Source organism: Nostoc sp., assembly GCF_036919495.1.
Lineage (GTDB): Bacteria > Cyanobacteriota > Cyanobacteriia > Cyanobacteriales > Nostocaceae > Nostoc.
Window position 1 is genome coordinate 14847 of sequence record NZ_JBALBZ010000008.1, and the last position, 13130, is coordinate 27976.

Annotated in this window: 10 protein-coding genes; 1 reads left to right on the top strand and 9 read right to left on the bottom strand. The window is 40.6% G+C overall.

All coding sequences use genetic code 11. The features are described from left to right. The first annotated feature begins 67 nt into the window (after window positions 1-67). On the top strand, window positions 68-1258 hold the full coding sequence (locus V7K25_RS00795; RefSeq protein ID WP_335154210.1) for a SpoIIE family protein phosphatase: 1191 nt from the start codon (window positions 68-70) through the stop codon (window positions 1256-1258). 44 nt (window positions 1259-1302) lie between these two features. On the opposite strand, the gene V7K25_RS00800 is transcribed toward V7K25_RS00795, so the two are convergent. From V7K25_RS00800 to V7K25_RS00840, 9 genes are all read right to left on the bottom strand, one after another. Continuing rightward, window positions 1303-1629 carry an STAS domain-containing protein gene (locus tag V7K25_RS00800; RefSeq protein ID WP_335154212.1) on the bottom strand — a complete coding sequence of 109 codons (327 nt, stop codon included), beginning with the start codon at window positions 1627-1629 and terminating at the stop codon, window positions 1303-1305. A gap of 103 nt (window positions 1630-1732) precedes the next feature. After that, on the bottom strand, window positions 1733-2443 hold the full coding sequence (locus tag V7K25_RS00805) for a PIG-L deacetylase family protein (protein ID WP_335154214.1): 711 nt from the start codon (window positions 2441-2443) through the stop codon (window positions 1733-1735). Between the two features lie 198 nt (window positions 2444-2641). Beyond that, complete coding sequence (locus V7K25_RS00810) at window positions 2642-4621, bottom strand: glycosyltransferase (RefSeq protein ID WP_335154216.1); 1980 nt, start codon at window positions 4619-4621, stop codon at window positions 2642-2644. Between the two features lie 61 nt (window positions 4622-4682). Then, a complete protein-coding gene (locus tag V7K25_RS00815; RefSeq protein WP_335154218.1) occupies window positions 4683-6149 on the bottom strand; it encodes a DUF3131 domain-containing protein in 1467 nt (488 codons plus the stop codon). Next, complete coding sequence (locus V7K25_RS00820; RefSeq protein ID WP_335154219.1) at window positions 6150-7196, bottom strand: hypothetical protein; 1047 nt, start codon at window positions 7194-7196, stop codon at window positions 6150-6152. A gap of 268 nt (window positions 7197-7464) precedes the next feature. Then, complete coding sequence (locus tag V7K25_RS00825; protein WP_335154221.1) at window positions 7465-10308, bottom strand: DUF3131 domain-containing protein; 2844 nt, start codon at window positions 10306-10308, stop codon at window positions 7465-7467. Further along, the gene (locus V7K25_RS00830; RefSeq protein WP_335154223.1) at window positions 10305-10469 is read right to left on the bottom strand and encodes a hypothetical protein; all 165 of its coding nucleotides are present in this window, start codon (window positions 10467-10469) and stop codon (window positions 10305-10307) included. The genes V7K25_RS00825 and V7K25_RS00830 overlap by 4 nt, the downstream gene beginning before the upstream one ends. Before the next feature lie 84 nt (window positions 10470-10553). Continuing rightward, on the bottom strand, window positions 10554-10685 hold the full coding sequence (locus V7K25_RS00835) for a hypothetical protein (protein WP_335154225.1): 132 nt from the start codon (window positions 10683-10685) through the stop codon (window positions 10554-10556). A 292-nt stretch (window positions 10686-10977) separates the two neighbouring features. Next, window positions 10978-12708 carry a calcium-binding protein gene (locus V7K25_RS00840; protein ID WP_335154227.1) on the bottom strand — a complete coding sequence of 577 codons (1731 nt, stop codon included), beginning with the start codon at window positions 12706-12708 and terminating at the stop codon, window positions 10978-10980. Between the last annotated feature and the right edge of the window lie 422 nt (window positions 12709-13130).

The following is a 13130-nucleotide window of genomic DNA, read 5'->3' on the forward strand; positions in this document are numbered from 1 at the left end:
AAAACTAAATTTCATATAAATTTAATAAAAGCAATTTATCACTTTTTATTCTACTTAGCTTTAATTTATGTTTAAAATTCTGGTTATTGATGATGACCCTATAGTGCGAACAGTACTGAAAAAAACGCTCCAAAATCAGGGTTATGATATCAGTGTAGCCAAAAATGGCGAAGAAGGAATTACACAAGCACAATTACTACGTCCTGCTCTGATTATCTGTGACTGGATGATGTCTCAATTAGATGGGTTAGAAGTGTGTCGTCGAATTAGGGCAGATCCAGAATTAGCAACTACTTTTTTTATTCTATTGACTGCTAGGGGAGCAGCTCGAGGAGAGGAGGAAGATAGAGTTAAGGGACTTGATGCTGGAGCAGACGAGTTTGTTTCTAAACCAATAGAGATGAATGAATTGAAAGCACGGGTAAGAGCAGGGCTAAGATTACACCAGTTAAATCAGGATTTACAAAGTAAAAAAGAAGTTTTGGAGACACTAAATCAAGATTTACAAACTCAAAAGCAAATTTTGGAAGCAGAATTAGCTGAGGCTGCTGATTATGTGCGATCGCTTTTACCCTCACCACTTGTAGGAGCAGTAACTACAGAAAATCTGTTTATTCCCTCAGCACAGCTTGGGGGAGATTGCTTTGACCATCATTGGATCGACGAGGATAATTTGGCAATTTATTTGTTAGATGTATCAGGTCATGGGGTGGGTTCAGCCCTCCTATCTGTATCTGTGCAGAATGTTTTGCGATCGCAATCTCTACCGAACACTAACTTTTGTCAACCCAGTGAAGTCCTAAAAGCGCTCAATTACGCCTTCCAAATGACGAAGCACGGTGATAAATATTTCACAATTTGGTATGGAGTTTATCACCGCCTTAAACGTCAACTCATTTATGCTAACGCCGGACATCCACCAGCTTTATTGTTATCTAACACCTCTACAACAAGCATCCAAGTTAAACAGTTAAGTTCTTTAGATTTACCAATTGGTTTTTTACCTGATGTCAAATTTGAGGATGCTATTTTTGATATTGAAGAAAACAGCACTTTATACATCTTTAGTGATGGTGCTTATGAAATTAATCAGTCAGGCGGCAAAATTTGGGGTATTGATGCTTTCATTGACTTACTAACAAAATATAGTTTGAGAGATACCTGTAACCTAAATCAACTATTAGCAAATATTCTCAGCTTAAATGCTCAAGATAATCTTGATGATGACTTATCTTTGGTAAAAGTTAACTTTGGCTAGGATAGTCAAATATGCATATTCAAATTTTGTTACTGTCTATCTGATTACTGCGTTGCCAATACTTGGCGGTTGAATTCCTCTTGGTCAGCAAAGCTTTGAAAAATTCTATCCATTTTAGTCAATTCAAACAACATCCTGACTTGATCGTTGATAGAACAAACAAAAAGTTTACCATTAGCATTACGCACCATTTGCATTGCTGATACTAAAGCACCTAAGCCAGAACTATCGATAAATTTAACTTCTTTCATATCAAGTAACAAAATATCGACTCCATTTGCTAGAATACCGCTAATTTCACGACGTAGTTCATTACCTCTAATTCCATCTAAAATTCCAGACAATTCTAGCACTGTTACACTCAAACTCATGGTTTTCTTCCTATTATTTGGCTGTGAGAATATGTATTTATATTTTGGCATCGACCTAAGCAAACCGCAATAGAAAAACAATGTTTTTGTTTTTTCTATGTAATTAGCTGTGTTTAATTGCTTGGTAGCTATTATTTGCTATTGCAGAAAAAAAACTACCATTTACACATTGCCTGGAAATTTCAAAAGCTTCAAAGTAACCATCTTTTTGACCTAATTCTCGTGCCCAAAAACGAGATAAAACTAGTATGGCATCAAGTTGCATAAATGCTTTATTTGTCTCTGATTCGTAACAACCTATAGCTGCAACTTTTTCCTCAATTACAGAGGTGATATCCACAAAAAAGTTAGGTTCAAAACCACGCAAAAAAACAGGCGGTGCTGAATACCATAAAGATATGTTTTTGCGAGTAGCAACATTAGAAACTGCAATCGCACACACTTCATGATCTCTATGTCCATATTTTTCAGGTTGTGGTGCATGAGTAATAATCAGATCCGGTTGCCAACGTCCAATAGCTTCTTCAGTAACTTTAATCACTGCTTGTGTTGAGAAATTGCACTCCTCAAGTGCATGAAAATCGTAAGTTGCACCGATAATTTTACCGGCTGCATCTGCTTCTTGATGACGTGTACCCTTAATAGGTGAACTAGAAAGACCACCATCAGTCAAAATTAAGCAACGAACATTCCATCCTGCCTTTGACATCAGACTGAGAGTACCAGCAGCAGGTAGAACTTCATCATCAGCATGAGCATAAACTGTTAAGACAGTTCGTTGACAAAATTTGTTTAACTCTGAATAAGTGTTCATAGCTATTTTCTTTCTAAATTGAATTTATAACTCAGGAGTTATGAGCTATTCTATTTATTATTTACCTCTTCCTCTCCTGCTTTATTGAGTAGTACAACTCGGCGGAAATAAAGTTACCATTTCATTACAGTCATAAAACCCAAAATTAAAGCCTTTTGACATTTGAATGCGTGACTTCCACCTTGTGGTACTAACCTCTTAGGCTTCTTTTGAAGGTTGCCAAACAGATGCGCGGATGATAGCCCACAAAAGTAACAAGTTATAGATAGCCCAGACACTATTTAGTAAGTGAACTAAAGGATTATTTAGATGACCAATTGCAAAGCGATAAAGACTCCAAAATATTCCTAAAATAGTGAGAACAAAGACAACTAACTGTGGCCAAACGAGCCGAAGATAAATCCCGGATTGACGTTGCTTAGGCGTTACTTGGAAATTGAGTTTTTGCCTTGTGAATACACTCCATACGGCTTGGATTAATAAGGGGAATAAAGCGATCGCATATTGTTCAGAACGCCAAACTTCTCTAGCTGGAATGCCCCAAGTAGCAGCGAGAAAAGTTAGACGGTTGATAATAAAAGCTGGGAAAAAGTGTATGGCAAAGTCAGACCCATAGGTTTTAACTGGAACAATGTCCGTAAAAAAATAGATAATTGGACAAGAAATAAAAACCAGAGTTGCAAAACCAGAGAAATAACTATACATCGTCTGGAAATATTGCAACCTCTGCCAAAACATTAGCCCTGATTTTGTTAGGGGATTTTCTCTTACTAGCACTTGGATAGTTCCTTGTGCCCAGCGTAGCCGTTGTTTAAGAGTAGAACTCAAGTCATCTGGCGCTAAACCTTCTGCCAAAAGTTCGTTGTGATAAATAGATTTCCAGCCAGCACTATGCAGACGCATGGCTGTATTCATATCTTCGGTAATGCTATTACTCGATACCCCTCCAACTAAATCAAATTCATCTAAACGTTTTTCATCTTTGGCAAATTCATCAGCAAAATTTTGCAGTCCTACACTAACTAATGCTTCACGCCTCAATATCGCATTTGTGCCCGTATAGAACGCAGAATTCATGCCATCTTTACCTTGCTGAAGTGGCCCATAAAATAAATTTGCTCGATGTCCAAAAGGATCGCCTGGAGGAATATTGTAAAAATCCTGGCGGGTCTGTACAAACGCAATTTGATTCTGGTCGTATTTTCCTGTTGAAAGATTATAGGTGTAGAAATAAGGCAGAACTCGCTTGAGAAAATTTGGCTTGGGAATGTGGTCGGCATCTAGAGTAACAATAAAATTTCCTGCCGTTTCTCCAGAAAAAATTGCGTAATTAATGTTTCCTGCTTTCGCATGATGCGCTATACCAGGCGTCTTGGGACGAGCAATGTAGCGAAATCGGGAGAGTTCCACAAGTTCTTGTTCTTTTTTGCGAATAGCTGCTTCTAAGGCTTTTCGTTCGGTAGTTAAGCGTTCGCTTATACTTTGATGTTGTGGAGGTAACCAAAGAATAAACTGTCGTAGACTTTGGACAAATTCGCTAGCAAATTGATTAACCACTGATTCTGATGATTGCAGCCATTGTTCAGCAGCTTGAGTATTAGGTGTGAGATTTTCTAGTTGCTTCAGACGCTCCAACAAGCTAGAGTGTTCTGCATCAATTCGATTCGCTTCTCGCTGTAGTTGTGGTGACTGCAAATCCTCAATACACAATCTTTCTGTCATAGCTCGTATATCAGCCGAGTTACCGTCATCGAGTACATAAACGCATAACTTGGTTGGCGGATAATCTATTGCTAGAGCAGCTTTGGCAGTTTCTTCTACAATTTCCGGCGGCTCGTTGTAGCAGGTGACAAACACATCCACTGTTGGCCAGTCCGATTTGGGTATAGATGGGATCATCTGGTCGAGAGACTTAATCTGTCGCACCAAAGGACGCCACAACCCAATTACAAACATTACACCACCGAAATAGCTATAAATTTCTGCTATCAGCAAAGGAATTGAGATCCAGAGGGCATCAAAATTGATGGAATGGGTAACGCGCCATTGCAAATACCAAATCCCAAAAATTAAATTTATTTCTGCCAGGTAGCGAAACAACAGCGTTCTTTTTTTGAGTGATGAGCGACTGTTACCGGAAAAGTTTGAGGAATTATCAACAAGAGAAACTGAAGCCATGTTAGTACAAGTAATTAAAAGAATTAGAAATTGAACATTAAAAATTAAAAATTTAATTACTTTAATTTTTAATTTCCGAAGGGTCAAGCACTAGTGGATGTCTGCCTCTAGCTTGGTAAAGCAGACTTTCTAAAATACTCCCATTCGTATTAACGTCAACTGAAGCATTAACACCTAGTTGGGAGTTTTCATATCGCCCTGAAAGATAGCCACGATTTTTATCGGATAAATTTTGAGCAAAGTCTCGCAGCTTTTTTGTGTAAGGCTCATCTGGCATGAGCGCAAACCAAGAGAATGCAGCTTTTGTACTAATAAACCGCAATTGGGGATAGGTTTTTCCCGTGGTGTTTACGGCTTGCCAAGGTTGACCATTGGCGTAGACACTGTAATACAAAAAGTAAGGAGGGCGATCTAAGGAATCTTCATTTACAGCAGTTAAAATTCCAGTGTGTTTAAATCTTTGTTGCTGCACTTTGAAAATGTTTTGCACTTGAGGTTTAATAGCATCATTCCAACCCATTTCTAAACCCCAGAGTAAATAAGGGTCATTCGTTAGGTAGTTAGTAGCTCCAGAGTTTTTGAAATTACGCTCGTCGATTTGCAGTTTAATTCCATCTATTTCAACGGTTTTTACTGGTGGATTGGAAAGAGCATTGGAAGCTTGAATATTCCACAGCTTTAAACTGTAAGCAGCGTATTGTTCGTAGCCTAATCGCCCTTCTTGCACTTCGAGAAGTTTGCCTGCTCTGGGAATGGCACCATTTAACCAACCATTTTTGACAAGTTTTGATGTATGCCAACGAGCAACAATACGATTGATACGATCGCTATATTCTGGATAATGCGATCGCATAACATGCAATGCTAATAAAAATCGCGCCATATCCAAAGCTGACCAACCACTTGTACCCTTAGGATCGGGGGTATCATTAAGTCGGCGCATTTCGGCAGTACTAGTGCTATAAGCTTTGTTGGGCAAACCAGTTGCAGGTAGCGACAGTTTTTCTAACGTCTGTAGCAATGTGTTCATCCGCTTTTGGAAAACATCTTGCGGCAATAACCCTAACTGGTAAGCCGCATGAATTCCTAATAAGGCGCTACCTTGATCCCACCAAGTTGTCCACGGTAGGTTATCTACCGAATTTACTAAACCTGTTTGAGGATTCCAGTTACGCTCAAAATATTTCCAAGCCCGCCCCGCAGCAATTTTATCCGCTTCTTGAGTTAATCGTGGGAAAGAAGTTGTGGGCCTTGGAGTAGCAGGTTTTTCTGGCGTAGCGGTTGGTTTTGGTGGTGTCGGTTTTGGTTTTAGTGGTAGTGGTGTGTCTATCGGAGCAATCGGTTCTGGAACGATTGGTGGCGTTAGTGTTTGGACATCAGGATTAAAGTTATTAGGGGCAGCAATAATCATAGATGGCGTGAGAGAACATTGCCACGTCGCCGGACTTGGACAAAGCAGGGGTTGTTGATTTGCCGTTGCGTACAAAACTGATTGCAAAATCATGCTTTTGATGCCGCTTATTGCCATTTATATTTTCTTTGCCAACTCAGCAGGCGATAAATAGCCGAAAGCCGGATTATTTACCGCGTCTTTATAACCAGTAGATTTGCCGCTATTGCTATCAATTGCCCAATCACATTCCTTATTAATATTGAAATAAAGAATGGCTTTTACACCCATCCCAGCTAGCTGAGTGTAAGAGTCTCGTAACCATTGGTCTTTGCCACTGTTGGGCAAACTATTTTGCGTATTACTCGCACTAGCTGTTTGAGCGATGAAAATCGGCTTACTGCCAGCCATAACCTTCATCCGCTTGATATATGGTTCAAAAACTTCTTTTGGGCTACTCCAGTGTTTCCAAGAAGAATTACTACAATACCCCCAGTTGTAGGAACTAAAGGCAACGACATCTACCGACTTGTCCCCAGGATAGTAGTTTTCAAAGCGATGTTCATTGTTTTCACTCCAACCATTAGGTGCAAATACCCAACGAATTGCCTGTGAAGATACACCAGCTTCTTTAAATATCTTTTGGATACGTTGATAAGCTAACTTGAAGTTTTGTGGATCTTTGCTATATGCTTCTCCGGGAATGTTCATCTCTTGCAACGGAGCGATAAACGCAAAACGACCCTCGCCTTGTTTTGCCCAGTCAGAGTATGCTTTTGCTACTTTTTGCAGAGAACTATCTACGTCTCCCCTAGCAATCTGTGCTGCTGAACGAGTGGATTTGAGATTAATAAAGGCTGTGTATCCGTTTTGCTTGAGTTGTTCTAAAGAAACTGGGATATTGTAGGCAGGATTCGAGTCTTCAATATCAAAGAAAAATCCAGCAATAGAATGGCGCTTACCAACCAATTGATCGACTTGGCGGAGTTGGCTGTCAATTGTACTTTTATTTCCGATGTAATCTGGGGTGTACAGCCCCAGTAATACAGGAGGATTGGAAGTTGTTTGGTTTAATTTACGGTTTTCGAGTTGCTTTGAGGCATCAGCGATCGCCATTAAATTTTTACTCGCAAAGATGCTTCCTAGTAAAATTAGCATCATCAGCGCCAGTCCTACCTTGTTCATAGATTTAAAGGAATAACCAGGGATTTTGAATCGAGATGTCGGTTACTGTGCAAGCTAACAACTGCATCATGTATAAGTATTCCCAAATACAACTGATTAATAACAAACACGACTTTGTAATTACAGTGAGTTGTATTTCAGTCAAGGTGTAATAAGATTTCGCAAGATAGGCGTTAAAAAGCAGAGTCAAAAAGTTGTCTAACTTTTAACTCTGCCGATTAGCTTACTTTGTTGTAGGTGGAGCTGCTTCAGGTATGGGAAGACGTTCTTACTTTGTAACTTTTGTATCCGTTACTAATCTAGTATTTTCACTACCTGAAACCCAGTAACTTCCAGAACTATCAGAAATTAACTTGGCTCGCTGTTTTGCAGTGTTGGGTAGACCTCGCCCAGAATCTCCCTTTGTAATTTCTTGCCACCAAGGAGATTTCATGCTGGTAGCCGGACGAATTAGGGGTTGTCGATTCATGGCTTTGTACAGCAAGGATTGCAAAATCATACTGTTGGTGCTGCTGGTGAAACCAACTGCCGTTTTACCTGTGGCTTCATAGAAACCTTCATAAAATCCGGCTAATGGATTGTATAAGTCAGTCGTTCCTTGCAGTAACTCTTGACTGTATTTGTTTTCTGGAAGCAGGGCATCATAGGCAAAAGCGACTGCTGTACTTACCAATCGCCCTTTTGGTACAGTTTGCCCGTCATCTCCTAAGGCCACCCAAGACTCACCCCGCCCAGTAATTGTGCTGTGGACAGTATAAGGTTTACGATCAATTAAGGTGGTAGCTGAGGCTGTAAGAGTTCCAGTGCGATGGTAACGTTCAGCTTGCGCCTGAAAAATTGGTTCAAAGAGCGATCGCATTTGTGGATCTAGTCCAAACTCCAGTGCATAGAGTAAGAATGGATTGCTAACTGTGTATTGGTTAACTTTAGATTTAGTATCCGTGCGACGGCGTTGGATTGGAACTTTGACTCCCTCTACTGAGGCAGTTTGATATTCACCGCCAACAGCAGAACCATCAACATTAAATCCCCATAATTGAAAAGCACGAGCTGCGTATTCTTCATAACCTAAGCGGGTTTCAGGATTGACGCGGGTAAGCGATCGCCCATCTTGATCTTTGGCGGTTGTAGCACTGGAGAGAATACCCTCACGGACCACACGCAAGTATGACCAATCCAGCACAATTTTATCTACGGCAGCCGTGTATTCTGGATGACAAGTTTTTAAGTTGTAAAGCGCTGCCAGCATTCTACCTAAATCTAAAGCTGACCAGCCGTTGCCTTCTGGAACTGGATTTCCACCATAATCTACTGATTGTAGTGTTCTGGTATCGTAACCCCGACTCGGCAATTCTCCACCAAATAATGGTAACTTTGTCAAGGCTGCTAAAAGATGTCGGGTGCGCTGGTCAAATTCCTTGGGGGTGATTATATCGAGCGATCGCGCTGCATGGATTCCTGCGAGATAATCTCCCAAGCCCCAGAGAGTTGCACCTTTGAAATCACTGCGATCGTCTATCAGCCCACTCTTGGAGTGATAATTTGCTTGAAAGTATCGCCAAGCCGCCTCTGCATAACGCCGTTCAATTACTGATAGTGGTCGATCTAGTTTGAGGTTAGATGAGGAATTGGGACTATCCACTGGTGGAATGGGTGCAACAACCACTTCTGTAGGTTTAGAAGTATCCGCAGGGGTTGGGGTAGGAGTTTTAACAGGAGAACTCGGTTGATTTGCGATCGGAGTTGTAACAGGAGAATTGGGTTGATTTGAGGGCGTTGCAGGAGAAGCGTTTTCGCTGGGCTTGCCAGTAGACACAGTTACAGAACTAGAAGCAATTAAAGGGTGATTTCCCTTAGCTTTGTAGTATAAAATCTCCAAAATCAACCCATTAGTATTACCTGTCAAAGCTTTATTTGGTTGTTTTGATTCTTCATAGATACCAGCATAGTAACCACTGTCATCAGGACTACGGAGATCCTTGACAGCATCAAAAACTTTTTGAGCATAAGGATTATCTGGAAAAAGATAGCGCCAACCAAAGGCAGCTTTGGTGCTGATGCTACGAAACTGGGGATAAGGTTGATTAGCATCGGTGATTGTTGCCCAGTTTGCACCGTTAGCGTAGACAGTGTTGTAGAGAAAATAAGGCGCTTGATCAATATTATCTTCTGTGACAGCAGTCAACTGCCCCGTGGTATCATAACGCCGTTTTTGCACATCTAAAACCCTGGCAGCAAAATCAGCTAACTCACCTTGCAAGCCAAACTCAATCCCATCAAGAATATAAGACTCACTAACAACGTAATTATTAGCGTTGGTGCTTTGAAAGTCACGGGTATCAACAGGAATTTGGACACCGTTAATTTCAACTAACTTGAACGGCTCAAAAGCAATAGCTTTAGATGCGTTGAAGCCCCAAAGTTGATAACCCCTAGCGCCATATTCTTCGTAGCCGAGCCGTCCTTCTTGTACCAATAACGTTGTGTTGTCTGGGAGAACAGCAGCTCCAAAAAGTTGCCCATCTTTGAGCGATCGCGCTACCTGCCACTTCGCTACAATTCCTTTTAGCCAGTCATTATATTGAGGGTGACAGGTGCGGATAACATCAAACGCAGCAAGTATTCGCCCGACATCCAAAGCAGACCAACCAATACCTCGCTCCAGTGGATTATTGCCATAATCAACCATTTGTGCATTGGCTGCGTTATAGACTTTATTGGGCAAAGTATCTTCAAATAACTTTAAGCTGTTGAGAGTTGTCAAAAACTTGTTGATGCGTGAATCAAAATCTGCTTGGTCAGTAAGATTCAACCAGCGTGCAGCATTCAACGCCATCAGGTAATTCCCCATATCCCAGAGTGTACCAGAAGGATAACCGCCAGTAGAATTAGTAAATCCCGTTGCTGGCTGATAATTTTTGACAAAATACTGCCAAGCAGCACGAGCATAAGTTTGTTCTTCAGGGGTGAGCGGGGCTGTAATATTGCTACAGCTACTGGAATTTTCGGATAAGACTGGTGTCGGGATGTAAAACAACAATTGCAGAAATGTCCCAATTAGGAACAATGCAATCCATCTCAACAGCTTTTGTTGACGGGGTTTGTATATCATAATGCAAAGAAGGAGTTAGGAGCGTCATAGGTGACAAATTTCTCGTTTCCGTCAGTATAATCACGCGCTAACCAGTGAAATTCTTGCGCCGCTTTGATCCGATATTCCGGTGGACGGATATTCTTGAGCAGTACTGCGAAGTAGGTGACGAGTGCAAACACAAAATTTTCCGGATCTAAGAAAATTGCAAACTCAGTCTAACCAAAGAAATAAAAAATTGACAAAAAAATGCTTAGGGTGTTATTTTATTGACGTATTCGGACTCCAAAACCTTCAACATTCTCTAAAGAGCGAATCGAAATACACTCGATTGATGCGATCGCTCTGTTGTAAGGGAACTTCAAAAAATAAATTATCCCAATTTCTGGACTCAACACTACTGTTTTTCCCCCTGCTCCCCTGCCCTAAATACGATGGGATATTTTTTTAGTTGGAAGTCCCTAATATCCCTCTTGTGTCACTCTCCGAAAAATTTTACCGTTTCTGAATTCTAAAGCTTTTGTATAAGAAGCGATGGCTCCGCCCGCCGCAGGTATCGCAAGATTTTTTTCTAATAACAAATACAACAACCAAGTTTTTGTAATAGGATAACCTGTATTGATTGACTAATAAAGCTTCTAGAGATTTCCCTCCCCGATAGTGACAGAAGAGGGATATCAAAAGACACAACTAAATAGTGATAAAAGTGGAAGGTTGAGCCGAAAGTATACTTGCAGTGACATTATCTAACCTCGCCAACACTTGATTGTCAGAACTATCCATAATCAAAGCAATACTTCCTTGTTGCTGTATTAACAATTGACCGAACTTGAGACCACCTGACAACGCAAGCTTATCCTTACCTATTTCAAAGTCAGTAATGGAGTCCGTGCCCTCACCTAAAGCCAACACAAAAGTATCAGCGCCATAACCCCCTGTAAGTACATCTTTGCCATTACCCCCATAAAGCCGATCATTGCCTGTGCCCCCTAATAGTTGGTCATCGCCGATACCACCAAATAGCGTATCGTTTCCGTCGCCTCCGGAAAGTTGGTCATTTCCTAGATTACCTACGATAGTGTCTTGACCCCCCAACCCATAAATCTTGTTGGCTGGGGCATTGCCTTTTAGGTACTCAGAGCTATTAGTGCCATTGAGAAGAGAAATTTTGTTAGAAATAGCAGTCTTATTGGTCGCGGCTTCGTATGCACCAGCATCAATCAATACACTGCCGTTGGCATCGCCATCTAGGGGAGTATTCTTAGCGCTGCTATTGAAGGCATTGGAACCAGCATCGATCGCAGGACTTCCAGATTTGAGCCTAAAGTCATGATTTGCTGCATTAACAAACAACGGGTCTTTGTTCAAAACATTTCCTGATCCTGTGCCTTTAAAAACCCCGTTGTAAGCAAGGTTATTGTCAAATGAAATATTACTAGAATTAGCAACATAATTGGCAGACGCTCCGGAGTTTGCATACATAATATTGTTAGATGCCTGAACATTTTTAGCGCTGTTAATAAAAATTTCTCCGAGTAAAAGTTTTTGTGAATTTTTGTAAGTTGTATTATTTACAATATCTACAGGGTTTTGTCCTTTGAAAATCTGAATACCTGCGCCACCATTGTTGTAGATTAGGTTGTTGGAAATTAAGGCTTTGCCGGCATAAAATTCAGTGCCAATATAGCTTCTATCAAGCATCACCCCATGACCTTCTTGTATTTTTCCCGTTGCATCACTAGGTACTAACTGATTGTTATCAAAGGAAGTATTGCCACGAATAATTACTTTGTAATCTGTGACATTATCATCAGAATTCCAAAGGTTCAGCATTGTAATCCCTTGGACTCCAAAGGGAGAATACCAACCATTCCCAGAAACGACATTGTTTTCTACTGTAATGTAGTCTGCTTGGGTTGTTGCAATCCCACCTCCTGGAAACTTAGAAATGTTGTTATTACTAATTGTGATGTGATGTGAATGTTGCTTTTCATCGCCATCAATATATGTAACATTAATACCATTTCCAGATGTTGCTGGATTACCCAAATTATTTTTTTCCTGGAGCGCATATTTTAATGTAGTTTCATCTCGCGCTCCCGCCATTGTCAGCCCTTCAATTACTATATAAGAAGAGCCTGTAATTGAGACAGCATTCCAATTGTTTTTGTGTGCTTCTAGAACAGGTGTGTGTCCTGGATAAGCAGTAAATGTGATTGGCGCATTAGCGGTACCGTGCTTATCTGAAATACTCAGGATATTAGGGTAATTATTTGTGTAAGTACCATTCATGACGTAGACGGTATCACCTGCCTTCACCAAGTCTCCAGCTTTTTGGAGGGTGCGAAATGCAGCTCCTTCCTTCAAGCCATCATTTTTATCATTGCCTGTTCCAGAAACGTAGTATGTTTTGCCAGCCATGAGATTAACTCCGAATATTTGTAAGGTGAATTGGTAGTAAGTTCTCAGCAATAAACTATGTTGCTAAGTAGTTATTTGAATGGATGATTTATCTAGTCTTTTTAAGACAGTCGCAGTTGTGCGATCGCGACTTAGAATCGCATTGTTTGTAGAAAAACTTTTGTAAAACTGAAAATTTTTATTCTATTAACCTTTGATGGTTAAAGTAGGGATGTCGATACCGTCAATCGTTAGTGTTTAATTGAAAGTGCTCGGACAATTTGCACGCAGACAAGGCAGCGCAAAGCAGGAGACTTTTCCTGTCATCTCTGCGCTTGTTGAGCGGTCAAAGTTGAATTGGTTGAAACTTTAGTAGGTTTACCCCTTAATTTAAGGGAACTAATGTAACAACTTAGTCGAACCTGTTGTGAGCGGTGTAACTG

Bases quoted from the DNA above. Each gene is read 5' to 3' on its own strand.
- V7K25_RS00825 (WP_335154221.1), bottom strand. From the start codon at position 10,308: ATGATATACAAACCCCGTCAACAAAAGCTGTTGAGATGGATTGCATTG.
- V7K25_RS00840 (WP_335154227.1), bottom strand. From the start codon at position 12,708: ATGGCTGGCAAAACATACTACGTTTCTGGAACAGGCAATGATAAAAAT.
- V7K25_RS00795 (WP_335154210.1), top strand. From the start codon at position 68: ATGTTTAAAATTCTGGTTATTGATGATGACCCTATAGTGCGAACAGTA.
- V7K25_RS00810 (WP_335154216.1), bottom strand. From the start codon at position 4,621: ATGGCTTCAGTTTCTCTTGTTGATAATTCCTCAAACTTTTCCGGTAAC.
- V7K25_RS00800 (WP_335154212.1), bottom strand. From the start codon at position 1,629: ATGAGTTTGAGTGTAACAGTGCTAGAATTGTCTGGAATTTTAGATGGA.
- V7K25_RS00805 (WP_335154214.1), bottom strand. From the start codon at position 2,443: ATGAACACTTATTCAGAGTTAAACAAATTTTGTCAACGAACTGTCTTA.
- V7K25_RS00820 (WP_335154219.1), bottom strand. From the start codon at position 7,196: ATGAACAAGGTAGGACTGGCGCTGATGATGCTAATTTTACTAGGAAGC.
- V7K25_RS00815 (WP_335154218.1), bottom strand. From the start codon at position 6,149: ATGGCAATAAGCGGCATCAAAAGCATGATTTTGCAATCAGTTTTGTAC.